Source organism: Microcoleus sp. N3A4 (genome assembly GCF_036701805.1).
Lineage (GTDB): Bacteria > Cyanobacteriota > Cyanobacteriia > Cyanobacteriales > Microcoleaceae > Microcoleus.
Map to the genome: position 1 here is coordinate 71,267 of NZ_JAUBRJ010000027.1, position 24,087 is coordinate 95,353.

The window sequence follows — 24,087 nt, forward strand, 5'->3', positions numbered from 1 at the left end:
AACACCTACTTCCAGCAAAAAAGTTGGGTTTCGTTCCTCAACCCAACCTACGCAATCTCAGTTTTATAGCATTAAGTTTTTAGATTTGTAGGTTGGGTTGAACGAAGTGAACCCTACGCTTCGCTCCGCCCAACACCTACTTCCAGCAAAAAAGTTGGGTTTCGTTCCTCAACCCAACCTACGCAATCTCAGTTTTATAGCATTAAGTGAAAGCTATTTATATATAGATATGTAAGCGTAAATTTTATGTAAAGTATCTAGTACAATAGACTTGAAAACATCCCCAAAAAATATGAAAATTTTACATTTAATAGTAGCTTTATCAAGTTTGCTAATCTCGCCGATATCAGCTCGCCCTTTGCTTGCAGACTCTACAAATACAATTGCTCAAAACTCCGAAATAGACGAACCGTTTTGCTACATGAAAACTCCCGACGGCAAAACAGTAGACTTGGGCAAGTTGTGCGAGAAACAGCCAGCGTCGGGAACTTCCCAAACTTGCATTCCCGGTTCCAACATTGCTGCTAAAGTGTCAATTGCGGCCGCCAATTATGACGGCAACTTTTTCAGCGGTCAAGTGCTTAATCAAGGGTGCAAAACAATCAAGAATGTCAAAGTCAATTATGAAGTTTTGGACGAGTCAGGCAATTTAATTGACAACGGATTTATCTACGCTGAACCAGTTACTCTTGCACCCGGACAGTCAGCCGCCTTTCGGGGCGAAGTTGTCGCGGGGGCTCAGGTACTAGCGACTCATGCTGACGGGCAAGAATGATTGTTGATAGATGGCGACCCACTTCCAGAAACCCGATCGAGGTTATAGTAAGGTGCGTCGCTTTGAGATTGTCGCTGTTTTTGAAGATTGTAGATGGCGACGCACCCTACAGCAACTATTCCATGAGTTTTGAGAATTAGTATTATTTACCGATCGCTGATATTATATTCAGGCTCAGATATCTCTATGACTTACGCAGAGATCCCCCTAAATCCCCCTTAAGAAGGGGGACTTTGAATAATAATCTTGTCCCCCCCTTATTAAGGGGGGTTAGGGGGGATCGAAGTTTGAATATTCTTGCAGAGATTCCCAAAAACAGAATTTGCGAGGGCAAAATATCTTGAAAACTCGATCGACATACTGGCAAATCTTACCCTACCTCCGTCCCCAAAAACAAACCATCGGTAAAGCATTAGCTTGTACCGTAGTATTTACCGTATTTTGGCCGATTATAGCGTGGCTGGTTGGCGAAACAGCCAAATTTATAGGCAAAGGAGATTTACAAGGGTTCGCTCAAATTGCTGCACTCAGCGCCATTATATTTCTCATTCGCGGTACAGCCCAGTACGGTCAAGATACGCTGATGGCAAAAGCAGCTTTGACTATTGCTTTAGAAATCCGCAAAAAAGTCTACTCCCACCTGCAAAAACTCAATCTCGGCTACTTTGAAACTGCCAAAACCGGAGATTTATCTTACCGCCTCACCGAAGATATTGACCGCATTGGCGAAGTCGTAAATAAATTTTTTCATCAGTTTATCCCTTGTGTTTTGCAGCTAATTGCCGTCCTGGGATATATGATTTATCTCAACTGGCAATTAACTTTAGGTGCATTAATTATCGCACCGCTGATGGCTATCTTAATTGGCTGGTTTGGTGAAAGATTGCTGAGTTATTCGCGGCAAAGTCAAAATCGCATTTCTGATTTATCCGCTTTGCTGACAGAAGTATTTAGCGGCATTCGTTTAATTAAAGCGTTTGTGGCTGAAGATTACGAAATTGCCCGCTTTGGAGAAGAAGCAGAACAAAACCGCCGCGCTAAGTATTTGTCGGAAAGAGTAAAAGCGCTTCAGTTCGTGGTTGTTGGCTTTCTGGAAGCGATGAGCGTGATTTTGCTCTTTTTTCTAGGAGGTTGGCAAATTTCTCAAGGAAATCTCACAGGTACTCAATTTATCAGTTATATAGCAGGGGTGGCACTTTTAATTGACCCGATCGCAATTACCACTGCTAATTATGGGGATTTTAAGCAGGGAGAAGCTTCTAGCGATCGCATTTTTGAATTATTAGCAATTCAACCCGCTGTAGTTGAAAAACCGGGTGCAATTGAACTGCCCCACGTTACCGGAAAAGTCGAATACCGCAATATTAATTTTGCCTATAACTCAGAGACACCGATTCTGCAAAACATGAGTTTGTTGGTGCTTCCCGGAGAAATGATTGCCCTCGTGGGTGCATCCGGTGCGGGTAAAACTACTTTAGTAAACTTGTTACCCAGATTTTACGATCCGCAAGCGGGACAGATTTTAATTGACGGTATTGATATTCAAGATGTCACCTTAAATACTCTGCGGAGGCAAATCGGAATTGTACCGCAAGAAACGATTTTATTTTCGGGTACAATTGCTCAAAATATCGCTTTCGGTCAATCTTATTATGAACTGAAAGATGTGCAAAAAGCTGCGGAGATTGCTAACGCTCATCAATTCATTAGTGAGTTTCCCGACGGCTATCAAACTTGGGTAGGAGAAAGGGGTGTAAACTTATCTGGGGGACAGAAACAAAGAATTGCGATCGCCCGTGCAGTTTTGCTTGATCCCAGAATATTGATTTTGGATGAAGCGACATCGGCGCTGGATTCGGAATCCGAAGGTTTAGTGCAAGAAGCGCTGGAAAGATTGATGCGCGATCGCACGGTGTTTATTATCGCTCACCGCTTGGCGACTGTGCGGAGAGCCGATCGCATTTTAGTTTTGGAAAAAGGCAGAATTGTGGAATCGGGGACGCATGAGGAATTGCTAGAAAAGGGCGATCGATATGCTGGCTACTACGCTCAACAGTTTAGTCAGTAGGCTACGTTAGAAACCGGGTTTTTGGCCGTTTCTGCTGGCCTCAACGAAGTATGCTCGAACAAACCCGGTTTCTGACCACCCGTGCGTAAGTCCTAATCTAGCAAAAGTTTCATTCAAAAGCCTCTCTCGTCTCCAAAGACAATTGATCTCTGACTAGCATAAAGTCGTCAGAAAACATATTCAAACTATCAAAAAAAGTTTTCCAAGGCTTTTCTGGTATAATCACAAAAACTTCAACCTCTTCACCCACAGAACCAGGTGGCACTTGAATTTCAAGTTTATTTCCTGCAAGAACTTTGGTTGTAATCCGTATTGCTGACTGCATACTTCCTCCTTTGCGATGATTAATTTTCCACAGCCCCTAAAGCTTTGAGCGTGGATTTTTCAACTTCGGTTAAACCCGTAACGCCCGTGATATTCATCTCCTCATAAAGTCCATCTGTGAGAGTCTTGATGCACTCTCCTGTATTGACATCCCAAAGTTTAATCGTGTTGTCACCGCTGCTACTGGCAAGGCATTCACCGTTGGGACTAAAGGCGACTGAAATAACCGCGTTTTCATGTTCGGTGAAAGTCCACAAACACTCTCCCGTATGGCTATCCCACAGTTTAATGATGTTGTCAACACTGCCACTGGCAAGCCATTCACCATTGGGACTGAATGCGACAGAAAGAACCCAATTTTCATGTCCGGTGAAAGTCCGCAAACACTCTCCAGTATGGCTATTCCAAAACTTGATCGTGTTGTCAAAACTGCTGCTGGCAAGCCATTCACCGTCGGGACTGAATGCAACTGAACGCACTGAATTTTCATGTCCAGTAAAACTCTGTAAGCACTCTCCCGTATGGCTATCCCAAAGCTTAATAATGTTGTCAACACTGCCACTGGCAAGCCATTCACCGTCGGGACTGAATGCAACTGAAACAACCCAATTTTGGTGTCCGGTGAAAGTCCGCAAACACTCTCCAATATGGCTATTCCAAAGCTTGATAGTATTGTCATAACTGCCACTGATCAGCCATTTACTGTCAGGACTAAAAGCGACTGAATAAACCCAATTTTCATGGCCAGTGAAAGTCCGCAAACATTCTCCGGTGTGGCTATCCCAAAGCTTTATCGTGTTGTCACAACTGCCACTAGCAAGCCATTCACCATCGGGACTGAAAGCAACTGAACGTACTCTACTTGCATGTCCTTTGAAAGTCTTTATACACTTTTTGGTATGGCTATCCCAGAGTTGAATAGTATTATCATTACTGCCACTGGCAAGCCATTCACCGTCGGGACTGAAGACTACTGAAAGAACCGAATTTTCATATCCAGTAAAAGTCCGCAAACACTCTCCCGTATTGCTATCCCAGAGTTTAATACTGCTGTCAAAACTGCCACTAATCAGCCATTGACCATCGGGACTGAAGACTACTGAAAGAACCGAATTTTCATGTCCGGTGAAAGTCCGCAAACACTTTCCGGTATTGCTATTCCAAAGCTTGATGGTATTGTCATCACTGCCACTCATAAGCCATTCACCATCGGGACTAAAAGTAACTAAATTTATCGAATTTTCATGTCCGGTGAAAGTCTGCAAACACTCTCCTGTATGGCTATCCCAAAGCTTAATAGTGTTGTCAAAGCTGCCACTGGCAACCCATTCACCGTCGGGACTGAAGACTACTGAAAAAACCGAATTTTCATGCCCTGTGAAAGTCCGCAAACACTCTCCCGTATGGCGATCCCAAAGCTTAATAGTGTTGTCAAGACTGGCACTGATCAGCCATTCACCGTCGGGATTGAAGGCGACTGAACGCACTTTATTTTCATGTCCGGTAAATGTTCGCAAACAGTCTCCGGTATGGCTATCCCAAAGCTTGAGCGTTTTATCATAACTGCCACTGATCAGCCATTTACTGTCAGGACTAAAAGCGACTGAATAAACCCAATCTTCATGGCCGGTGAAAGTCCGCAAACATTCTCCGGTGTGGCTATCCCAAAGCTTTATCGTGTTGTCACAACTGCCACTAGCAAGCCATTCACCATCGGGACTGAAAGCAACTGAACGTACTGAATTTTTATGTCCCCGACAAGTTAAAAGTTCTTTGGCACTTACGGCATCCCACAAACGAACAATACGGTCTTGGCCACCTGTAGTAAACAGTTTGCCATCTGGACTAAATGCCACAGACCAAGAATTACCAAAGGCTTTAGCAAAAACAGATTCTGCTAAATTAGCCTCGGTCAAATTGGTGCGCCGCAGACTAGAATTTGTAAAATTAGCACCTTTAATAATGGTATGAGAAAGGTCTTTTCCTTCTAAAGCAGCATTGTCCTTTTTTAACAACAGAGTTGCTGCATTTCCTCCCACATAACCCACCTCGCTTTCAGTTTGACCCCGCGTTGCTTCTATAATTTCCAGAAGCGGCAAAACCCCGCTTTCTGAAACCATCGGCAACAACAAATCCATCACAGCTTTCGTCAGGGGCGCTTGTCCGAAACTCTGAAGAATTTGACCTAAATCTTCAGCAACAAATCCTTTCAAAGGCGCGATCAGTTCGTTGTTATTTCTCTTCTGAGCCTGAAGCCGACAATAATTTGACCAAGTGTACGATCGAGGTTCTGCATCAGGGTTGACACAAGACTGTTCCGGCGCAACTAATTCGGTAAAATCTGCCGCCAAAACTCCCAATTCTGCTGCAAATTTATAAGCGACAAAAAACTCTAATAACGAACGGTGCGCCGGAGTATAATCCCCATCTGCATTGCGAATCAGCATCGTTTGACCCATCATGTCGTAGTGCCAGTGGTCTAAGTCTTTTTCCTCTTGCACCACTGAACCAAATAAGCTGCGAATGCGATCGGGAAAACCGCGATAATTCAGGCTCATTTGGTCGGTAGACAGCATTTCCCAAGACAGTTCGCACAAAAAGTAAAGCTTATCTGCTAACGAAGTAAAAGTCCGTTCTGCTTTGATATCTCTCTCTATCTTCCGCCGCACCGCATACAGATAGATCCGCGACATATCGACTGGTTTTCCAGCTTCAATATCGGGCAATGCTTCCAAAATTAACTCTGTCATCACCGGGCGACGCGCTAAATCCAATAGTTGCAGGTTTCCCATCACTTTTTCAACTGTCGCCGCTTCTGTTTGAAATGACAGCGCTTGCCGAATTTGCTCGTCGTTAAATTTCTCTAATTCTAATACTTCAAATTGGGGAGTTTCGCCTGTTAAAATGGTTGTTGATGCTTGCAGTTCTGCATTGAACAATGCCCGTCCTTCCTTGCCTTCAGGAAAGTGTTCGGTACGGCAAGTGAGGATGACTTTTGCGCCGGGAACCACGGCTTTTGCTAGTTCCCAGAAGTTGTTGATGGTTTCTTGCCGATCGCACTTAGCGGCCATTTCATCAAAACCGTCGAAAATTAACAGAAATTTACCCATGCGATTCAGTTGTTCAAAAGCCGAATAACCCGCCAAAGGTATCTCGTGCTTGCGAAAGAAAAACTCGGAAAATAGCGACTCGACACTAACTGCTTTGGCGTAATCTCGCAAAGGAATTACTAACGGCAAACGCGGACGTTCTAAACCGCGTTTTTGAGCATCTCGGTAGCGTTGCAGCGCCATCCAAGCATAGTGCATCGCAAACCAAGTTTTCCCAGTTCCAAATTCTCCTAAAACTGAAATATGTTCTTTTACTGGGTCATTCAACCACAGGTCAATATAACCTTCGATCCAGCCATCTCGCCCGTCATAATGACTCACGCCTATCTTGCGGTGAGTATCGGGGTCAATTTCTTCTTTCGTACAAGCTAGCGGCACATATTTGGTATCAATTTCTCGGCTGGTAATTTCAGTTTCTAGCCAATCCAGATAAGCGGTAAAATCGGCATCTTGGTCGAGCAATTCATCGAAGGTATAGCAAGCTAGATCGCGATTTTCGGGTTTATGTACTTCATCCCGCGCTGCGCGACTGATGCGGCGGGCGGTGACTAACCAACCTTCATCGGTGCGCTGTTTTGCTACAGATTCGCGCAAGGCTGAGATGTCTCTGAGTCCCGCTTCTCCGGCAATTCCGCGCACTAAAATGCGATCGTACCGATTGCGTCTAACCGGGACATTGATAATCCATTCAAAATAGTTATCCTCCGAGATTTGATATGGCTCAAACTTATAACTTAAGGTTTCAAACCAACCGCGAACTTGTTGCGATAAAATAAAAGCTTGAGACTTTTGAATATTCGTTGATGCTGCTGCGGAAAGTGCCGGATAATCTTCGGTTTCTAAGCGTGCAAATTCGGTGCGAATTCCTTCGATAGTGGGGAGGCGATCGATGCGATCCATTACCATAGATAGGCGTTTTTGCAAAGAGGCGATCGCATTTCCCACCATCACATCGCCAAGGGTGCGCGTCCGCTTTGCTACTTCCATAAACACGGCTGCAAATGCCATGAATTCCCGTCTGGGGTCAATGCCTAAATCTCGAATTTCTTGGCCAAAAGCAGACTGGCTGAGATATTCTTCGCCTGCTTTCACCAGCATAGCTGGGCTGTCGCACTCGAAGGCTTTGCGAAATGCTTCTTTAATCTCTGGTTGCCGAAATAGTTCTAAAATCTGCTTGGGTTTCCCAGCGCCATACTCTACTAAAGTATAAACATAGACTCCCGCGAAATCGGCTGGCGGCGCGTCGGGTTCGAGGTTGAATTTTTTTAATAATTTGATGACAGCTTCGTTGCGCTGAAGCTTGTCTTTGATGGCAGCGATGGGAATTGCCGTCAGGAGGCTGATAACTAAGTCGAGACTAATTGGGATCATGGAGGTCTTCCTGTTTATCCGCTGTCGTAATGCTCAAATCTCAAATCGGTAGGCTGTGTCCCTGAAAGGTGTTGCGGGCGATCGCAAACTGCTTGAATTTTATGTTAACAGGATTTACGCACTCCGATCGAACAAACCGGGTTTTTACCGAATCTGGTGGCTAGAACGCCTCTCTTCGTGAAAAACCCGGTTTCTGGGTTCCCTGCGTAAGTTCCACCATCAAAAATATTAGCATTTTTCCCTCAATGCGGCAACAATAAAATAGAGCAAAAACCGACATACATTGTAGTATAAAAAGCTTTGATATTAGTTGTCAAATCATAGTTTTAAAAGTTAAAATATAGATAACTAACAAATAAATCTTGCTATCTATGAAAATACAATCTTCTGTCTTAGTCCACCTGGGATTTGGCAAATATGTACGCTCCGATCGCGTAACGGCAGTAATACCAATTGAAGAAGAACGGGGGCCCGGTCGCCGCACTTTCGTGCACGTAGATGGCGAAGCAGACCCGATCGTTGCTTCCCGCGCTGAAGATACGATCGTCCGCGATTTGGTGCAGGAACCGCGCGAAATAACTCAAGCTCGCCAACAACAAGAAATACTGCAAGATTTGCTGGCAGATTTGAGCAATGTTAACGTCACCGTGCGCCGCATCAGCCGCGATGAAGGCGGACTCGATCTCGAACGTTTGGAGCGCCGCATTCGCCAAATCTTAGACGCATAAAAAACTGCATATGTAGGTTGGGTTGAGCGCGAGCGAACCCTACGCTTCGCTCCGCCCAACATCTTGCTTTAAATAAAGAGTTGGGTTTCGTTACCTCAACCCAACCTACATATATGGATTACTAAGCTGAAGTGCATTTAAATTGTATAGTCATGTTTAAGAAAAGTCTTGTGGGGAGTAGGGTTGGGCCAGAAATCCCGCCCAAGAAATACAATTTAGATGCCCAATAGCTTAATTCTACTTCAATGTAATTTCGATGTCCGCTAAACCGGTGAGTTTTTCCACAAGTGGCTCTATTTCAACTCGCGGTACAAAAATAGTTAAACCTCCCGGAACGCACTCAATAGAAACCGGAGTCATGCCCGTAATTTCCCCGTCTACAACCAATTTTTGAGGCGGATCGGTAGTAATTTTTACTTTTTTTGCCCGCAAATAACCGATGTCGTCGCGATCGGTAGCATTGCCGCTCAAAGCTGTTTGCAATAGATGATAAGAAGCTGCGATCGCCCCTGCTTTATTCTGAGGCGCCACCAGCGTCACGTCCAGCAAGCCGTCATCAAAAATAATCCCGGCAGGCCCTTGAGCTAAAATGGAAGTAGGCGGCGCTGCATTCGCCACTGTCACGGCGACAGCAGTCAGGCTGATAATTTTATCTTCAGTTTCGATTTCCGCTTCAAATCTTTCTAAATTGTTTAACTGTTTAATTCCTGACAGAATGTAAGCCAGCATTCCCCAGCGATTCTTCATTTCGCGATCGGCAAGTTCGACGGTTTCCGCCTCAAAACCCACTCCAGCTAACAAAACCATCGGCATTTCACCGTTGCAAATTGCCGCATCCACCACCCGCGTCAACCCTCCCACAATAGTTTCGCAGGCGGCTTCAATTGTATTTGGAAGGTCTAAAGCATTAGCAAAAGCATTAGCAGTTCCCCGCGAAATAATTCCTAAAGGAATATTTGTGCTGACAATTGCCCCAGCAACCGCTGATAATGTACCGTCGCCCCCGGAAGCAATAATTTCCTCAACTCCCCTAGCAACTGCTTCGCGGGCGATGTGATCTGCGTCTACTTCTCGGGTTGTCAGCCTAATGTCTAAGTCAATAAAAGGCTCTAAAATTTCCTGAATTGTAGCTAAGTCTTGGTCGGGGTCGCTGTTGCCGGCGACGGGATTGAATATTAGACAAGCTGAACGTTTCATGTTTAGTAATAGGTAATCGGTAATAGGTAATCGCTGAACAGAAACCCTCGATTTTTTTCGTTTGTATCGAAGTTTCGATACCCTAGCATTCCCCTTAATCAGGGGAGCAGGGGTTGACTTTGAGTGTTCCTGTCACCCCCTGATTAAAGGGGGTTAGGGGGGGTCAAGACTCAACTATAACCCTGATTTAGACATGGTTTTAACCTGAATTTTACACAAACGCAAGGCCCGCCAAACTCCGACAACAACCCTCACCTATTTTTCAGAGGTTTAATTAAGACTTGACAAAAGTCCACTCTAAGACTTCGCGCGGAGCTTTGTGCAGCGCTTCCTTAATTTCCTGGTTGCTGTCAAACTTGACTTTATCCAAATGGCACGCTTCGACGTTCACAGTAAACTTATCCTCTTCAAAAGGCCAAGGAGTTACAGCCATTCGATTTTAGATTTGAGATTTGAGATTTTGGATTGACCCCACGGATCGAGTCGGCGGCTTGAGGATTTTAGATTCCAGATGCTTTCGATTGATTCCACGGATAAATCCGGGGCGGGTACCACCTTTGAAATTCGCTTGTCACGAGTTGGTTGCTGTTCTGTAAAAGATCGTAGCGCTTGCCGTCCGGGCCGACACTAATTTCTAAAGCTCGTTCTCCGGCGGGCAACTCGCGGGTGCAAAGAATTAATGATAGCCGATCGCACCACTGGAAAAAAGCATAAGCTGATTCTGCCTCTTGTTGAGAAATCTTCAACTCCTGGCGCCACTTTTTTGATTTTCGAGTTGTTCGCCCAAAAATTCGTCGAGTTCCTTCGATTCTCCCCGCTGTCCTTCAATGAGATAGTTCACGTGCATAGAAATCAGCATTGCTACCCACCTACCGCGATACCGGTCAACGTCCACCTTTTTAAGGCGATCGAGACTTGCAGAAAAACCAAAGTTAAATCACAAAAGGTTCGATCGAGAGATCGTGCCATTTCCCCTCAAATCGTTCGACAATTAAAGGTTGAATGCGGAACTTGGGCGGACACCCGTCCAAAACATCAATCCGCAAACACGAATAAGGACGGCGTTTGTGGGAACCTTGACCGCTGCGGCCGACAAATAGCAAAGATTCCGCTATCCCTCGATCGCCTTTTGCCGATCGCCCGGCCGATCGCGCCGAGCGATAAGCTTCTGGACTCGATGCTTCGTGCAACACCCGCCCTTCCGGGCGCTGGCGCCGGAGACTGTGGCCGCTTCCCCCGCAGACAATCCAATTAATCCCAGAGTCGCCGTGTCCCGTATCCCCAGTCCGCAGGTATTCCAAACAGTGAGCGTGGCCGGTCAGCACCAAATCTACTAGCGGACGCCCCCGGGCCGCCTCCCCAACTGCATCGGCCACTCCGTCGAGTACCTCGCGCAATCGCAACCGCACCGCCAAAGTTTGAGCTTGATTCCACTTTGTCGCCTCCGTCACGTAGGGGGGATGGTGCAGGTAAATTACCCGCCCCCGCACATCAGAATCAGCCCAAGACGCAATCAGTCTTTTTTTCAGCCATTCGAGCTGTTCAACGTCTGTAGCTGTTTTGTCGAGCGACAGTTGTTTGTCAATATCCATCAGGATTTCGTCAACTTGCTCTAATTTGGCTGCCAAGTCGTCTAGATGTTCCGCTTCCTCGGGAATTTGGGGGTTCAGCCGAGCGCAGATTTCGAGCAATGCCAATTTTTCTTGTTCCAACTTCTGCCGATCGAGTTCCAAATTCTGGCGGCGAATGTCGCCCTGTTGGGTTTTCGGGATCGGCAAGGGTTCGTTGAAGGTGTTGGAGTCGAGGGCGAAAAAGTCTATACCGCCGCTGCGGAAAGTGTAATAGCGGTTGGGTAAGCGGGTAAAGCGTCCGGGTTGGTAGCGGAGGCAGCGGCCTGTGCTGGTGCTGGCGGTGTAGCGGGCGTCTAGGTGGCGATCGAGTTCTCCCGGCAATTTGTAAGCTTTGAGGTAGTCGAGAAACGCTTTAGCATAGGTATTTCCGCGATCGGAACCGTGCCAGCCGACATCGAGATCCAACTTGGAACCCAACAGCCGGCGCAGCGGCAAAGCTGTCGCCGACAGAATGCCGTAGACTATGGGCAAGTCGTAATAGTCGTGGTTTCCCGGTACTGGCAAAAACGGAAAGTTAAACACCATGCGATCGTAGGCAATCCGAGAGGGTTGCTCGCCGCCGACTATAAATTCTCGGTAGGGGCTAATAAAGTTTTGCAAGTAATATTCGCTGGAACCGACGAGATAAACGACATCGCCCGTGTGGAGGAGGAAACGGCAATTTTCGCGCTCCGAGAGCATCAGTTCGGCCACTTGCCGCTGGGGATTGTGGCCGCGGTGGTTGCCCGTGCCGCTGTCGCCTGCGACTAAAAACGAAAACTCAGGATTGTCTGCAACTCCATCGTCCAAAATAATTTTAGTTTGGTCGATCGCCCGAGCGACGATCGACTGTTCTTGCCACCGCACCCGCTCGTTCATTTTGCGGATTTTGACTGTTATTCGCGGGTCGGACACGAATTTCAATTCACCTCTTCTCCCAAATTGCTGAGTTCCTAGTTAATCATAGTGTAGCGATCGGGGGAGTTTTTACCTCTCTCTCAAAGCTGAAAATTCATTTACTTTTCGGGAAACGGCAATGCCGTTTCCCAGCCGTGACTTTTCGGGAAACGGCAATGCCGTTTCTCGAATCCAAAATAATCGTAGCTTGCGGGGCGGGACGCCATCGCGATCGCGAGCAACGGAGGAGACGGCATTGCCGTTTCCCTACCTCAAAATAATATTGTCTGGAAACGGCACTGCCGTCTCCAGATTTCGGGTAATATTAATTCCGATGCTAACGGATTTGCTATAGAACCCATTTGATATCTAAGAAGCCAGCCTCTTAATCATCAACCTAATAAAACAAAGATTCATCTTGGCAGTTGCATTATCTAAGGTTCTCAAGGGAGTTTTTGATGAGAATTTTACACCTTTCCATCCAACAATTCGAGCGCTCGATGACCCACCTAGCTTGAACTGGCACAAATCCCGATTGTCCTTGAGATTCTTTTGGTTTTTTTGAGGGTTTTTCCGAGATATGTCGATCGGTACTTTAACATATGTCATCCCCGAATCCAACCAACTCATCGACCTCAGCCAGATTGACTTTGACGCCCTCAAAACCCAGTTTGCATCTGGTTACAAACACACCGAAACAGAGAAACTCAAAGGCATAATTAGCAGTCAATTAACGCAGATGCTACGCCTCAACAAAAGCCGGATGAATTACTTAGACAAGTTCCAGCAAATGATTGATGAATATAATGCTGGTTCCCGCAATGTCGAGATATTTTTTGCCGATTTGGTGGAATTTGCCCAAGAGCTCAATCTTGAGGATAAACGTGCAATATCAGAAAAATTGACCGAGGAAGAGTTAGCAATTTTTGATTTGTTGACTAAACCAGATATTACTTTAACCGAGAAAGAAAAGGTGGAAATTAAGAAAGTAGCAAAGGAGCTTTTGTCAACCCTCAAGCAAGAAAAATTAGTGTTAGATTGGCGCAGGCGACAGCAAACCAAGGCAGCAGTTAAAGTGGCGATCGACGAAGCTTTAGACCAATTGCCCGAAAGCTACTCAATCGAAGCGTATCAGCGCAAGTGCCAAGAGGTTTACCAACACGTCTGCGAATGTTATTCTGAGGCTGGACGCAGTATTTACACCGCAGCAGCTTAAAGCTGAATAATCAGCCACCCACAGCTTGTATCAAAATTTCATCAAAACTTTACCAATTTTTATTAGCTTTACTGTAATTTATGATACCAACCGCCCAATTGCCGCCAATCGCCACAAATGCGGAATTTTTAATATTTAATTTCCCGAGCTCCCTTTTCCTACCTCTCCCTCTCTCCCCCTCGCCCCGTCTCCCTCTTTTCCTCTCCCCCTCCCCTCTTTCACCCTAAAATTTGCAATTTTTGAGTCACGAATCATGGCAGGATGGCAGCGCGTTTTGATACCATGCAATCAAGCGCAAGACAATCAGGGAATGCACTGGAGGTGCGTAAATGGAGCTTTTCGGAGAACAAAAACGGTGTTTGGATTGTTTGGTCAGCTCGATCGAGCAATTAGGCGGTAGAGTCGAAATTGCCAAGTTAGAACAAATAGCCGAGCTGATCATTCAAACGATGAGGGGGCCTTGGCGCTACTTTCACACGTCAGAACACATTTTTGAGGTCGGGGGGTCAGTCGATCCGATCGAGGTGCTGGCTGCACTGTTTCACGACCTAGTGTACGTGCAAGTCGATCAGGGTGTCGGTTTCAATATTAGCAGCGCCATTTGTCCTTTTGTCAAAGAGGTGCGATCGCAGTTAGTTATTAGAGATGAAACCGAACTGCCCGACGATGCCATGTATCAGCTTGTGGCTTCAGTATTTGGGTTTATTCCCGGCAAGACTCTCTCTCCGTTTGCCGGCCAAAACGAATTTTTGAGTGCCGTTATTGCTGCCAAATCTTTGGAACCTTTTTTGCCAGCTAGTACGATCGCCGAAATCGCCACTTGCATCGAAGCTACTATCCCTTTTCGTCCGGTTTCGCCCAGCGGTTTGAGCGCGATCGAACTTTTGCACCAGCGGTTAGTAAATGTAAATCGCGATTTTGATTTTGGATGGAATGATGCCGAAACCGTAGAAATTGTCAAGCGTTCTGTCAGGTTAGCAAATCGGGATGTCGAGAATTTTGCCTCTCCAAATTCCTCTAATTTCTTAGACAATACCTGGAACTTGATGCCGGAAACCAACCACGAATTGAGCAATGTCAATTCCTATACTGTTGGTGGATATCGCAAGTCTCTGCAAAAAATGGAAGGATTTTTGAACTTCCTCAAACCCGAACTTGTTTTCCAGCAGTTTAAGCAAGAGCCGGACGATCAAACCTACGCTAACATGATTGCCCAAACTCGAAAAAACATCGCAGTTGCTAAACTTTATCTGGGGGTCAAGCTAATTACCATCGCCATTTTAGAAGCTCTTTCCTACCGTTTGGGGCGCGACATTCCGCTTTCAACTATGATGGGAGAACTGCGCGCACCAGGATTTAAAACATCGGTTTTGGAGGATTACTTGCCCAACCGACAGATCGCCTACCCCTTAGAAAGTCAGTTGCAAAAAGAGGTTTTAGATTTGTTAGCAATAGGACGCAATCAAGAATCTCCCTATGATATTAAAAACTCACCCGTGGCTACGTTTATTATCAAATCTATCGGCTTTGCTGAAACTGAAAACTTTTTGAAGAAAGCTCAAGAGTTTTTTGCAGGTCATATTTCCTCAGAAGAGTTTCTCTCTTACTGCGCTCCCGATGTCATCGAGACCATCGCATCCGGGGTTATGAAACTCTTTGACAGCAGGAAGATGGCTTTAGGGAAAGTTAAATTAGCTCACCAAACTGTTTCTTAGCAGAAAGATGTTTGCACAATCTTAAAACGCTCTTATCGCAGAAACCTGGTTCCTTGAGTTCAGCCACGATCTAATCTTGGTATGATTGAAGAAAAATCCATTTAAACCATAAAAAAAAGTCCTATTTAAAGGACTTTAGCTATGAGTCTGGGATTTGAACCCCATGCGGACTAATTCGACATCCAACTTCTATTTCTGTGAACCAGCCGCACCCTCTGCGCCGGAGTTGCTATCAGGTACAGCCGTACCTGTAGGATTAGAATCGCTCTGGCTTTCCCTATTAGTTTTGCCGCTCGTACCTGCTCCCGAAGCGCCATCATCTTGAGTTGGAGATGGAGTAGCTGAACTCTCAGGTGCTGGAGTTGGTGGAGTGGAAGCTGGCTCATTCTGCGGAGTCGGAACCGTAGTATTGGTATTATTTGACGGCGAAGATGGAGCCGGCGCTGCTTGCTGAGCGGGTGCATCTTGCTGCTGTGAATTTGGAACCGTAATATTTATATTGGGAGCCGGATTTGCTTGAGGAGCCGGAGTTGCGTTTTGAGCTGGACTTGGTTGAGGAGCAGTCGTAGCCTTTTGAACTGGACTTGGTTGAACCGGAACAACCTTTTCAACGATCGTTTTTTCTCTCTCTATAATCCGAGTCGGAGCAGGTGATGCTGAAGGCTGATTCGCTTTCGGTACAACAATCACAGGAGCAGCAGTAGGAGTAGGAGCCTCCTCACCCCGATTGAAGTAATATACACTGCCCAGAACTAAGCCGGCCAAAGAAGCAAGAAGAATCCCTAACAGTAACCCGCGACCAGCATTCTCATTATCGCGGACTTCTTGGACTCCAAGTTGACGGTGGTTTTCCGCCATTTCACCCTGTACGTAACCTTGGTGATGAGCTGCTTCTTTAGAAGCTTTCCCCGTTGTACTCGGCACACTTGTAGTAGTTCGCGTTGTACTGACGTGACCGTTAGTTGCATCTGTGTGAACTTCTTGATGAATTTCACGGCTAGAGCTATTTTCTTCGTTAGGTTTCATAATTATCTTCGCCACAACTATTCAAAAAATATTTGTCTGTAGGAGATGCTCTGGTTTGAAAACTTGAGCTAAGTTGTTGAGCATTGAAATCACTTATTTCAATTCGCTGTCAAGATTCAGGTGTAAGCGTTGGGCGTTTTGCTCGTACCCACTTTAAATGCTTAACAGCTTTCTGCTTAGGGAGTTTAGAGAACTTTTGGTTTTCCTCGATCTGTATAGAATCTAACTCGCGAACGCATTAACCAGGCTCTACCCTAAGAGTGATTGGCAGAGTCCCCTAAAGGAATAGGATTAGCCGGACTTAAACACAAAATACGGGCTAAATGAGTTATTTACAGCATATTCGATGTATATCTGTTACACAAAATCTGGCGATCGCCCGTGTAAGGTGCGTCGCCCTCAAAAATCTGCAAGTTTTATTCAATATTTCGCAGCGACGCACCCGGAGGATTAACACCACATAATTAAGGCTGCTACTGTACTTGATGAACCACCGAATATGCTGCATAATGTTTGCTCTGCAAGCATATAACGTTAAAATATCAGCAATGAAAGAGATAACCCCCGCAGCAATGCCCCTGCTTTGATAAATGGTGTCAAAGATTTGACTGTATCTTTCGTCATCAAGCCCAAAAACGGGAGTTTAGGAAATATTTAGGCGGATTATTGGCAACTCGGGAGCGAAAAAATCTCTCGCAGATGGTGGCACACGCTGTCGGAGTAACTTACTACAAATTACACTATTTTTTCACTGCAGCGCCTCGGTCATTCAGTCAAATGAATCAGCGTCGCCAAACCAGGATTAGTCGAGGATTTAGCCTCATCATAGATGATTCAGATCGCCCTTAAAAGTGGCAACTTTACTGCCTGAGTCGGAAGACAATACATGGCGTGAAATCGGCAAAACAGAGAAGGAAGCAGTAACAGTTACCAACCATCTATAGCAATCCTAAATGATTCTACTCGTTACCAGGAAGAGCCTGGTAACGCAGATCCGGAGGAAGAGCCTCGATTTTCGCGAGGCAGAGCCTCGGGACATTGATTCCCAGGCGTTTAGCCTGGGAACCAGTTATTGAAACTGATGCGAGGATTGCTATATTTATTATCAAGCCTGTTTGGGCTTGAAATTTGTTGAAGTCCGGTTAGATAACCACAATTACGTTAGTAGTAATAAAGGCAAGTTTTTTCTCATTTATCAAGAGAGGAAGGTCGTACTCACCACCAACAAGCTTTATTACGGGAAATTAACCGGACATCAGCTATTACTAACAACTGAGTTTTTTTACTCTTTTCTTTCAATGATGATGGTCATGTGAGCAACTAATGCACCTATCGCTCCTACTGCTGCAATGACTGGAAACAAAGCCGCACCGATGACTCCGCCGACTACTCCCACCGTCAGAGGAACTTCTACCAAAATCCGTCCCTCTTCATTTTTGATAATGATGCGGCGGATATTGCTTTCGTGAATCAGTTCTTTAACTTTCGCAACCAAATCCTCGCCGTTAATCTTCAACTCCTCGACGCTAACTTTTTCCTGAGTATAAGCAGGGGTTTCTAAAGGAGTCGTTTCAAAATTAACCTCAGTAACTTTTTGGGCAGAAACTTTTTCTGATACAGGTATTGATTCGAGTTCTCTTGCTCCGACAGGTTCTTGTTCGCGATCTGTAGGTGTGTCCATTTTTTGTTCTCCTTTTAGGTAAAAGTATTTTTGTATAGAATTATATTGAAACATAACACGCAACTTTTAATCGATCAATCATTCTTTTGGGTGATATTGCTGCTGCTGTCGTAATTTTATCAAGATATGATGATGAAAATTCCCTCACTCTCTCGCTTCTGGGCTTCTTCCGTCTGTCCCTCTCTCCTTGTGCCGCTTGGTTGACAGTCTGCTTCTGGGCTTCGCACCGGCCCACCCTTCAAAAACCTCAGATCCATACAGCCAAAGGATTAGAGGGGCATTTACACTCTCGCAGACTCAGACTCAACAGGTGTACCGATTGAAATACTGACATTGTACTGAAAGTGCGATCGTCCCGCCGTGTATAGAGTTAGCACATTTAGTTCGGCAAACCGCACATGGAAACCGTCGCTTACTTTCCTCAAGTGTCATTTCAATTTAGTTCAGTGCGATCGCCAAATAAAACCCGGCCCCCCGAGGTTACTCCAATCAACATCTTAGAGTTTCTAATGAGAATTGCGTAAAATAAAGGGGGAGGAGAAGAAAGAACGATTGAAATATTATCGCAAGCAAACCAACTTCCTCAAATTGAAGTTGAGGTTGCGGAAAATTCTGGTAAAATAGAATTATTTCCTTCTGCTTCGTCTTTATTCTCCGTGTCCGATTTACCGGCGACAGAATTTGAATATCGAGTTGGCGGCCAGACGGTACTATTCTGCAAATTTTTAAGGAACATCAAGCGGATGTGTGGAGCATGAGTTTTAGTTGCGATCGCACAACTTTAGCATCTGCCGGGAAAAATTCGTTGGTGAAGCTTTGGAGTCTCGATGCTGCTAAAGTATAAGCTGCCGAACTTGACAACTTTCTCGCAATCGGCTGTCGCTGGCTCCGAGACTACCTGCAATACAATCCCCGGGTTCAGTGCGATCGGCATTTGTGCGAAACCGCTGACTATTGACATTTCTTGGCAATTCCCCGAAACCGATTTGGCCTGAATTCTCAAAGCGGGCGATCGGCTGCCAATTTGTCGCTATTCTTGTCTTATTGTAATATAATTTTACGCAACGGGTAATACCAAATTTACTGCCACAGGTCGCATATGTCTATCAATCTGAAGCAAATTAATGTCATCAAACATTAAAAATAGTTATGACTGCTATATTCAGATTACTAGAATCTTGGATAGATAAAATTTACTACCTAGTCAGTTTTCAAAGGGGTGTCTGCTGTTAAATTAATCTAACCTGCCATCGTTTCAGGTGACACCAGCACGATTTAAGATTTAAAAAATCCTGCTGATTTAACTGAATTTGAGCGAGCAGAAAAGAGTTAATGACCAAGCTATAAAAAGAGTTGAAAAGGCTATCTAAATAGTAGGCAATAGTCCAGCAGCCAACAGCAACTGCCAATTACCAAAGGAGGGAGCAGTGTATGAAACTGACGGGTTGAGTCCCCTGAAATCGCCGCTTGGTTTGCGATCGACTCTACAGGAATTAACCCTGTACGACTTTCGCCTAGAGTCTGAGTGTCTGGGGGACGAAGTTGCTAAAATTTTTCAAGCAAACCCTTTAGTTCCCGGCATCATCATCACTCAGCAAGGAAAGTTTATAGGGATGATTTCGCGGCGGCGTTATTTTGAACACATGAGCCGCCCCTACAGTTTGGAGTTATTTTCTCAACAGCCTTTGTTCATACTCTACCGCTTTACTAAAACTGATATGTTGGTTCTCGATCGCGAAACCTCAATTATGACAGCAGTGCGGCAGTCTTTGGAGCGATCGCCCGAACTAATCCACGAACCCATTGTAGTACAAGTAGAGCCCGAAACTTACAAACTTTTAGACGTACACCAACTGCTGCTTTCTCAGTTGCAAATTCACGAGTTGTCAACAGTGGCGATGCGCGAGTCGCAAGCGCAATTGAGACATCAAGCCCAACAGCTCGAACTTGCCCTGCTGGAACTTCAGCGCACTCAAACTCAACTAATTCAAACAGAGAAAATGTCTTCTTTGGGGCAGTTAATAGCAGGAGTCGCTCACGAAATTAACAATCCGATCGGCTTCATATACAGCAATTTGCACCACGCTAAAGAGTACACGCAAGCATTAATGCGGATGCTAGACCTCTATCAGCAGCACTGTCCCGAATCCATCGCAGCAATTGAAGCCGAATCAGCAAATATCGAACTCGATTATTTGCTGGAAGACTTGCCGAAAGTCTTAAATTCCATGCAGCAAGGTGCAGAAAGAGTGCGCGACATCGTTTTGTCGCTGCGGAATTTTTGCAGGTTAGACGAAGCTCAAATGAAGCAGGTCAACATTCACGAAGGTATCAACAATACGATTATGCTTTTGCAAAGCCAGCTTAAAGGGAAACTGGGGCAGGAGGCGATCGCAATTCACAAAGAATACAGCGAATTGCCGCTGGTGCAGTGCTATCCCGGACAGCTCAATCAGGTATTTATGAATATTTTACTTAATGCCATTTACGCTCTTGTTGAGTCGAACAAAGACGAAAACGTCGATAAAAAAAACCTGAACAAGTCGCAAGCAGGCGAGCAAAAGCAGCCTCTGACAAATACTCAACCATCTATTTATAACTCTACCCGCGTGATTCCTGAGATTCGGATTCGCACGGAGTTAATTGAGAAAAAAAAGGTCATAATTAAGATTTCTGACAACGGCCCGGGGATGACAGAAGATGTTCGGAAGCGGTTGTTTGACCCTTTCTTTACGACTAAGCCAGTCGGTCAAGGAACTGGTTTGGGACTGTCGATTAGCTATGAAATTGTTGTGAACCAACACGGTGGCGAATTGAAGTGCTTTTCGGAACAGGGAAAAGGAGCAGAATTTGCGATCGAAATTCCACTTCAACAGTCTTCCGCAGCACAAATTTTGCCTCGCTTTGCGTGATGCAGGAGAAGGAAGAAGGAAGAAGGAAGAAGGAAGAAGGAAGAAGGAAGAAGGAAGAAGGAAGAAGGAAGAAGGAAAAAGCAATAAAAGTTAGGGACTTGGCGGTTTAAACCGCTTCTTGTCAAACTTTCGTTCCTCTCTAAGAGACTAAAGAATAAGGCGTTGCAAAATTGCGGGATGATTTTGATTGTTTTGTGGGATGGGCGTCCCGCCCGTCCGCTGTATTTTCAAAGCAGGCGGGACACCCCACAAGAATCATCCTCAAATTGTGCAACGCCAAGAATCAAGCCCATACCTACTGCGAACCTTTGCAAACCCACTTCCACAAAGGATGACTCGGCCCCCGCTGGCGAATGCGGCGCACTTGTTGTTCCAAACCCTGTTTTTCCCGCAGGGGCAATCCTCGCAATCTATTGCGACTTTGCCAAGTTAGCACAGCTAAAGTCATTCCCAAGCACAAACCCAAACCGAGAGTCGGCCAGCGGTGAAAAGATAAACCGTAGCGCACCGCAGCCCAAGTGAAGTGTTCTAACCACAAAGCGATTTCGCGGCGCAAACCCCAAATGCTCAAAGAACCGACGCTAATCCACAGCAATATCACAGTTAACCAGCGGCCGTAAACTGTTAGTTTGTGAAGCCTTTGGACTTCTATTTGAAAATTTGCGTCGCTTTCATTAGTCATTAGTCATTAGTTATGAGTCATTAGTCATTAGTCAGTAGTCATTAGTCAGTCAACGGTCAACAGTTAACCGTCACCAGTTAACCGTCAACAGTCAACTAAACTTCCTCTGACTGGTTGATTCCTTCTGCGGGGACGGGGATAGAGTTGCCGGTGCGACTGCGCCACCAAGCTAGCAGCGTACTGGCAATGAAAATACTCGAATACGCACCCGCAATAAAGCCGACAATCAAAGCTAAAGCAAAGTATTTGAGGGTTTCGCCGCCAAACAAAAAGATTGAAAACAATGTCAGCAGCGTTGTCATCGTCGTGTTAATTGACCTTCCCAGCGTCTGCATGACCGCATCATCGACAATTTGATCGATCGACTGTCCCGGATTTAGCTTGATTACTTCTCGCACGCGATCGTAAATTACCACTGTATCGTTAACAGAAAAACCGATAATTGTCAAGAGAGCGACCACAAATAAACTGTCTACTTCCACCCCTAGAACTAAACCCAAAAACGAGAAAACACCAACAGTAATTAACACGTCGTGAAACAAAGCAACGAAGGCAAAAAAGGCATAATCTAACTGAAATCGGAATGTGAGATAAAGAGTAATGCCAGCAAAAGAAAGCAATAAAGCCAACAATCCCGAAGTAAATAATTGTTTGCCGAGGGTAGGCCCAACTGTATCAATTTGAGTAGATTGAGGAGCAAAAGCACCTATTTTTTCGCTCAAAGCTGTTTGTAAATTAGTCCGCTGTTCGACATCCAAAGTTTTCGTTCGCAGCGACAAACCGCGCTGTTCTTTGCCGATAACTTGAATGCTACTGCCAGCTAAACCTTGGGTGTCTAGAATTTCGCGGACAGCAGCAAGATCGATCGGTTTACAATTTTCCGGTTTCGTGCAGTCAAGTTCAAATTGCAGGCGAGTGCCGCCGATAAAATCTAAACTGGGGCGCAGCGGTGCGCGGATGTCGGGACGAGTCCAAGAAATCGCCATCGACACTATACCTGCAAGGATTATAGCGGCGGAAATACTCCACCAGATCGATCGCTGTTTAATAACACTGAATTTCATAATTAGAAGGAAGAGGGAAGAGGGAAGAAGGAAGAGGGAAGAAGGAAGAGGGAAGAAGGAAGAGGGAAGAAGGAAGAGGGAAGAAGGAAGAAGGAAGAAGGAAGAAGGAAGAGGGAAGAAGGAAGAGGGAAGAAAAACTTCTCAATGTAGCGTGGGCAATGCGTACCTTACCGAGTGCGTACCTTGCGTAGTCTGTTAACAGTTAACAGTCAACAGTCAACAGTTAACAGTTAACTATTAGCAGTTTTCGACAAACCGGGACAGAACCACTGAGGTTTTCGCAGGGCCGGAAAGCCCAACACTACCAAAAGTAGAGTGCGGCTGCAAGTAATAGCAGTAAACATACTCACTACTACGCCCAATGCCAGAGTTACAGCAAACCCTTTAACTAAACCAGCGCCCAACCAGAACAAAGCAGCACAAGCAATAACTGTTGTGACGTTGCCGTCTAAAATGCTGGAAAAAGCGCGGTAAAAACCCGATTCTACCGATCGATAAAGCGTTTTTCCCGCCCGCAACTCTTCTCGCGTGCGCTCAAAAATCAGCACGTTAGCATCCACTGCCATCCCGATGCTGAGCACAAAACCAGCAATTCCCGGCAGCGTTAATGTCACTCCCAAAAGCACGAAAGCTGCCCAAGTTAACAGAGCATAAATTAACAGCGCAATATTGGCAATTACGCCGGGGAGTCGATAGTAGGCAACCATGAAAATCAAGACTAAAATTAAGCCGCCGATACCTGCGTTAATACTGCTTTGAATGCTGTCTCTACCCAAGCTAGCGCCGATCGTGCGGTTTTCTACAATTTCGACCGGCACCGGCAAAGCGCCGCCCCGCAATTGCACTGCTAAATCGTTGGCTTCTTGCGTTGTAAAGTTGCCTTGAATTACGGCACTTCCACCAGTAATTCCTGTTTGGGCAAATTCAACGCCGACGACTGGAGAACTGATCATTCTTTCGTCTAGAAAAATGCCGATAGTGCGTCCGGTGCCGGCTAAATTTTTAGTGAGTTGGGCAAATAGTTCTCCTCCTGGGGTATCGAAACGGAGAGCAACGTTCCAGTTGTTCCCAGAGGCCAAGGGTTGAGGTTGAGCGTCTTTGAGGTTTTCGCCGCCGAGGCCGCTGCTTTTGAAGAGTTTGGCGATCGCCTCATTGCTTCTTTTCAAAGCAGCCTGATTTTCTTTAATAGCCGCCTCATTGTTGCTAGTTTTCAATGCTGTTTGTTTAACCAGCAATTCCTGCTGCAACTGCCTTTCAATGGCTAATTGTGTTTCTGTTCCGGGCAGTTGTTCCAGAAATTCTAGCTTGGCCGTGCCGCCCAAAACTCGTTCGGCTTGCTGCGGGTCATTTACTCCGGGCAACTGCACGAGAATTTGGTCTTCTCCTACTGTTTGGACTAATGCTTCGGAAACGCCCAAACCGTTGACGCGGTTTTCGACAATCCGCCGCACTGCTTCTAACATTCCCTGGTCAATTTTGGGAATTGTGGGGGTAGTTTTTACCTGAATTGTGAGTTGCGACCCTCCTTGCAAGTCTAATCCCAGCCGCGTCGGCATTATTACTATTACAGTAATGGCGGCGATGATTAAAACAAAAATTAGGGCTAATATTGAACGTTGTTTTTGCATATTTAATTATTGGTTATTGGTTATTGGTTATTGGTTATTGGTTATTGGTTATTGGTTATTGGTTATTGGTTATTGGTTATTGG

Annotated in this window: 20 protein-coding genes and 2 pseudogenes; 11 read left to right on the top strand and 11 right to left on the bottom strand. The window is 45.5% G+C overall.

Going from position 1 to position 24,087, the window contains the following annotated elements:
* Positions 1-292: 292 nt before the first annotated feature.
* Both QUA56_RS17265 and QUA56_RS17270 read left to right on the top strand, forming a co-directional pair.
* A complete protein-coding gene (locus tag QUA56_RS17265) occupies positions 293-775 on the top strand; it encodes an FxLYD domain-containing protein (protein ID WP_333359686.1) in 483 nt (160 codons plus the stop codon).
* Between the two features lie 340 nt (positions 776-1,115).
* Positions 1,116-2,843 carry an ABC transporter ATP-binding protein gene (locus QUA56_RS17270; protein WP_333359688.1) on the top strand — a complete coding sequence of 576 codons (1,728 nt, stop codon included), beginning with the start codon at positions 1,116-1,118 and terminating at the stop codon, positions 2,841-2,843.
* Between the two features lie 109 nt (positions 2,844-2,952).
* On the opposite strand, the gene QUA56_RS17275 is transcribed toward QUA56_RS17270, so the two are convergent.
* Together QUA56_RS17275 and QUA56_RS17280 are read right to left on the bottom strand one after the other, a co-directional pair.
* Positions 2,953-3,168, bottom strand: a complete 216-nt coding sequence (locus tag QUA56_RS17275; RefSeq protein WP_333329233.1) for a hypothetical protein — start codon at positions 3,166-3,168, stop codon at positions 2,953-2,955.
* Positions 3,169-3,187: 19 nt separating this feature from the next.
* Entirely contained in the window at positions 3,188-7,648 is a 4,461-nt protein-coding gene (locus QUA56_RS17280) for a WD40 domain-containing protein (protein WP_333359690.1), read from the bottom strand.
* A gap of 371 nt (positions 7,649-8,019) precedes the next feature.
* Here QUA56_RS17280 and QUA56_RS17285 point away from each other — a divergent pair, with 371 nt between their 5' ends.
* A complete protein-coding gene (locus QUA56_RS17285; RefSeq protein ID WP_006631047.1) occupies positions 8,020-8,376 on the top strand; it encodes a hypothetical protein in 357 nt (118 codons plus the stop codon).
* A gap of 237 nt (positions 8,377-8,613) precedes the next feature.
* Here the strand turns inward: QUA56_RS17285 and QUA56_RS17290 are convergent, their stop codons facing one another.
* The 4 genes and pseudogenes from QUA56_RS17290 to QUA56_RS17310 all read right to left on the bottom strand — a co-directional run bounded on the left by QUA56_RS17290 (position 8,614) and on the right by QUA56_RS17310 (position 12,098).
* Positions 8,614-9,573: a YegS/Rv2252/BmrU family lipid kinase gene (locus QUA56_RS17290; RefSeq protein WP_333359692.1), complete on the bottom strand. Its 960-nt coding sequence runs from the start codon at positions 9,571-9,573 to the stop codon at positions 8,614-8,616.
* A gap of 274 nt (positions 9,574-9,847) precedes the next feature.
* The gene (locus QUA56_RS17295; protein WP_333359693.1) at positions 9,848-10,006 is read right to left on the bottom strand and encodes a hypothetical protein; all 159 of its coding nucleotides are present in this window, start codon (positions 10,004-10,006) and stop codon (positions 9,848-9,850) included.
* Between the two features lie 67 nt (positions 10,007-10,073).
* Positions 10,074-10,432 (bottom strand): annotated as a pseudogene (locus QUA56_RS17300) (DUF3891 family protein).
* 73 nt (positions 10,433-10,505) lie between these two features.
* On the bottom strand, positions 10,506-12,098 hold the full coding sequence (locus QUA56_RS17310) for a metallophosphoesterase (protein ID WP_333359723.1): 1,593 nt from the start codon (positions 12,096-12,098) through the stop codon (positions 10,506-10,508).
* A gap of 121 nt (positions 12,099-12,219) precedes the next feature.
* Here QUA56_RS17310 and QUA56_RS17315 point away from each other — a divergent pair, with 121 nt between their 5' ends.
* The 3 genes from QUA56_RS17315 to QUA56_RS17325 all read left to right on the top strand — a co-directional run bounded on the left by QUA56_RS17315 (position 12,220) and on the right by QUA56_RS17325 (position 15,011).
* Positions 12,220-12,435: a hypothetical protein gene (locus QUA56_RS17315; protein ID WP_333359699.1), complete on the top strand. Its 216-nt coding sequence runs from the start codon at positions 12,220-12,222 to the stop codon at positions 12,433-12,435.
* Positions 12,436-12,660: 225 nt separating this feature from the next.
* Positions 12,661-13,296: a type I restriction enzyme endonuclease domain-containing protein gene (locus QUA56_RS17320; RefSeq protein ID WP_333359701.1), complete on the top strand. Its 636-nt coding sequence runs from the start codon at positions 12,661-12,663 to the stop codon at positions 13,294-13,296.
* A 329-nt stretch (positions 13,297-13,625) separates the two neighbouring features.
* Entirely contained in the window at positions 13,626-15,011 is a 1,386-nt protein-coding gene (locus QUA56_RS17325; protein ID WP_333359702.1) for a hypothetical protein, read from the top strand.
* A 189-nt stretch (positions 15,012-15,200) separates the two neighbouring features.
* Here the strand turns inward: QUA56_RS17325 and QUA56_RS17330 are convergent, their stop codons facing one another.
* The gene (locus tag QUA56_RS17330) at positions 15,201-16,037 is read right to left on the bottom strand and encodes a hypothetical protein (protein WP_333359704.1); all 837 of its coding nucleotides are present in this window, start codon (positions 16,035-16,037) and stop codon (positions 15,201-15,203) included.
* A 548-nt stretch (positions 16,038-16,585) separates the two neighbouring features.
* Between QUA56_RS17330 and QUA56_RS17335 the strand changes: the two are divergent.
* Positions 16,586-16,978, top strand: a pseudogene (locus tag QUA56_RS17335) (transposase); the annotation flags it as partial.
* Between the two features lie 341 nt (positions 16,979-17,319).
* Here QUA56_RS17335 and QUA56_RS17340 read toward each other — a convergent pair.
* A complete protein-coding gene (locus QUA56_RS17340) occupies positions 17,320-17,718 on the bottom strand; it encodes a DUF4342 domain-containing protein (RefSeq protein WP_333359706.1) in 399 nt (132 codons plus the stop codon).
* 721 nt (positions 17,719-18,439) lie between these two features.
* Here QUA56_RS17340 and QUA56_RS36845 point away from each other — a divergent pair.
* The 3 genes from QUA56_RS36845 (at position 18,440) to QUA56_RS17350 (ending at position 20,630) form a co-directional block, all read left to right on the top strand.
* Entirely contained in the window at positions 18,440-18,562 is a 123-nt protein-coding gene (locus tag QUA56_RS36845; RefSeq protein WP_445242918.1) for a hypothetical protein, read from the top strand.
* Positions 18,546-18,713, top strand: coding sequence for a hypothetical protein (locus tag QUA56_RS17345; protein ID WP_333359708.1), 168 nt, complete (start codon positions 18,546-18,548; stop codon positions 18,711-18,713). The genes QUA56_RS36845 and QUA56_RS17345 overlap by 17 nt, the downstream gene beginning before the upstream one ends.
* A gap of 432 nt (positions 18,714-19,145) precedes the next feature.
* Positions 19,146-20,630: an ATP-binding protein gene (locus QUA56_RS17350; RefSeq protein ID WP_333359710.1), complete on the top strand. Its 1,485-nt coding sequence runs from the start codon at positions 19,146-19,148 to the stop codon at positions 20,628-20,630.
* A gap of 295 nt (positions 20,631-20,925) precedes the next feature.
* On the opposite strand, the gene QUA56_RS17355 is transcribed toward QUA56_RS17350, so the two are convergent.
* Together QUA56_RS17355 and secF are read right to left on the bottom strand one after the other, a co-directional pair.
* Entirely contained in the window at positions 20,926-21,312 is a 387-nt protein-coding gene (locus QUA56_RS17355) for a hypothetical protein (protein ID WP_333359712.1), read from the bottom strand.
* 95 nt (positions 21,313-21,407) lie between these two features.
* Complete coding sequence (gene secF / locus QUA56_RS17360; RefSeq protein ID WP_333359714.1) at positions 21,408-22,376, bottom strand: protein translocase subunit SecF; 969 nt, start codon at positions 22,374-22,376, stop codon at positions 21,408-21,410.
* Between secF and QUA56_RS17365 the strand changes: the two genes are divergently transcribed.
* Positions 22,270-22,575, top strand: a complete 306-nt coding sequence (locus QUA56_RS17365) for a hypothetical protein (protein WP_333359725.1) — start codon at positions 22,270-22,272, stop codon at positions 22,573-22,575. The two genes, secF and QUA56_RS17365, sit on opposite strands and share 107 nt — an antisense overlap.
* Before the next feature lie 31 nt (positions 22,576-22,606).
* On the opposite strand, the gene secD is transcribed toward QUA56_RS17365, so the two are convergent.
* The gene (secD, locus tag QUA56_RS17370) at positions 22,607-24,004 is read right to left on the bottom strand and encodes a protein translocase subunit SecD (protein ID WP_333359716.1); all 1,398 of its coding nucleotides are present in this window, start codon (positions 24,002-24,004) and stop codon (positions 22,607-22,609) included.
* Positions 24,005-24,087: the final 83 nt, after the last annotated feature.

Excerpts from the sequence above, each read along its gene's own strand:
- secD (WP_333359716.1), bottom strand. The coding sequence starts at position 24,004 with ATGCAAAAACAACGTTCAATATTAGCCCTAATTTTTGTTTTAATCATC.
- QUA56_RS17320 (WP_333359701.1), top strand. The coding sequence starts at position 12,661 with ATGTCGATCGGTACTTTAACATATGTCATCCCCGAATCCAACCAACTC.
- QUA56_RS17365 (WP_333359725.1), top strand. The coding sequence starts at position 22,270 with ATGTCGGGACGAGTCCAAGAAATCGCCATCGACACTATACCTGCAAGG.
- QUA56_RS17340 (WP_333359706.1), bottom strand. The coding sequence starts at position 17,718 with ATGGACACACCTACAGATCGCGAACAAGAACCTGTCGGAGCAAGAGAA.
- QUA56_RS17285 (WP_006631047.1), top strand. The coding sequence starts at position 8,020 with ATGAAAATACAATCTTCTGTCTTAGTCCACCTGGGATTTGGCAAATAT.
- secF (WP_333359714.1), bottom strand. The coding sequence starts at position 22,376 with ATGAAATTCAGTGTTATTAAACAGCGATCGATCTGGTGGAGTATTTCC.
- QUA56_RS17330 (WP_333359704.1), bottom strand. The coding sequence starts at position 16,037 with ATGAAACCTAACGAAGAAAATAGCTCTAGCCGTGAAATTCATCAAGAA.
- QUA56_RS17295 (WP_333359693.1), bottom strand. The coding sequence starts at position 10,006 with ATGGCTGTAACTCCTTGGCCTTTTGAAGAGGATAAGTTTACTGTGAAC.
- QUA56_RS17280 (WP_333359690.1), bottom strand. The coding sequence starts at position 7,648 with ATGATCCCAATTAGTCTCGACTTAGTTATCAGCCTCCTGACGGCAATT.
- QUA56_RS17265 (WP_333359686.1), top strand. The coding sequence starts at position 293 with ATGAAAATTTTACATTTAATAGTAGCTTTATCAAGTTTGCTAATCTCG.
- QUA56_RS17290 (WP_333359692.1), bottom strand. The coding sequence starts at position 9,573 with ATGAAACGTTCAGCTTGTCTAATATTCAATCCCGTCGCCGGCAACAGC.
- QUA56_RS17345 (WP_333359708.1), top strand. The coding sequence starts at position 18,546 with ATGCTGCTAAAGTATAAGCTGCCGAACTTGACAACTTTCTCGCAATCG.
- QUA56_RS17355 (WP_333359712.1), bottom strand. The coding sequence starts at position 21,312 with ATGACTAATGAAAGCGACGCAAATTTTCAAATAGAAGTCCAAAGGCTT.
- QUA56_RS17275 (WP_333329233.1), bottom strand. The coding sequence starts at position 3,168 with ATGCAGTCAGCAATACGGATTACAACCAAAGTTCTTGCAGGAAATAAA.
- QUA56_RS17325 (WP_333359702.1), top strand. The coding sequence starts at position 13,626 with ATGGAGCTTTTCGGAGAACAAAAACGGTGTTTGGATTGTTTGGTCAGC.
- QUA56_RS17315 (WP_333359699.1), top strand. The coding sequence starts at position 12,220 with ATGCCGTTTCCCAGCCGTGACTTTTCGGGAAACGGCAATGCCGTTTCT.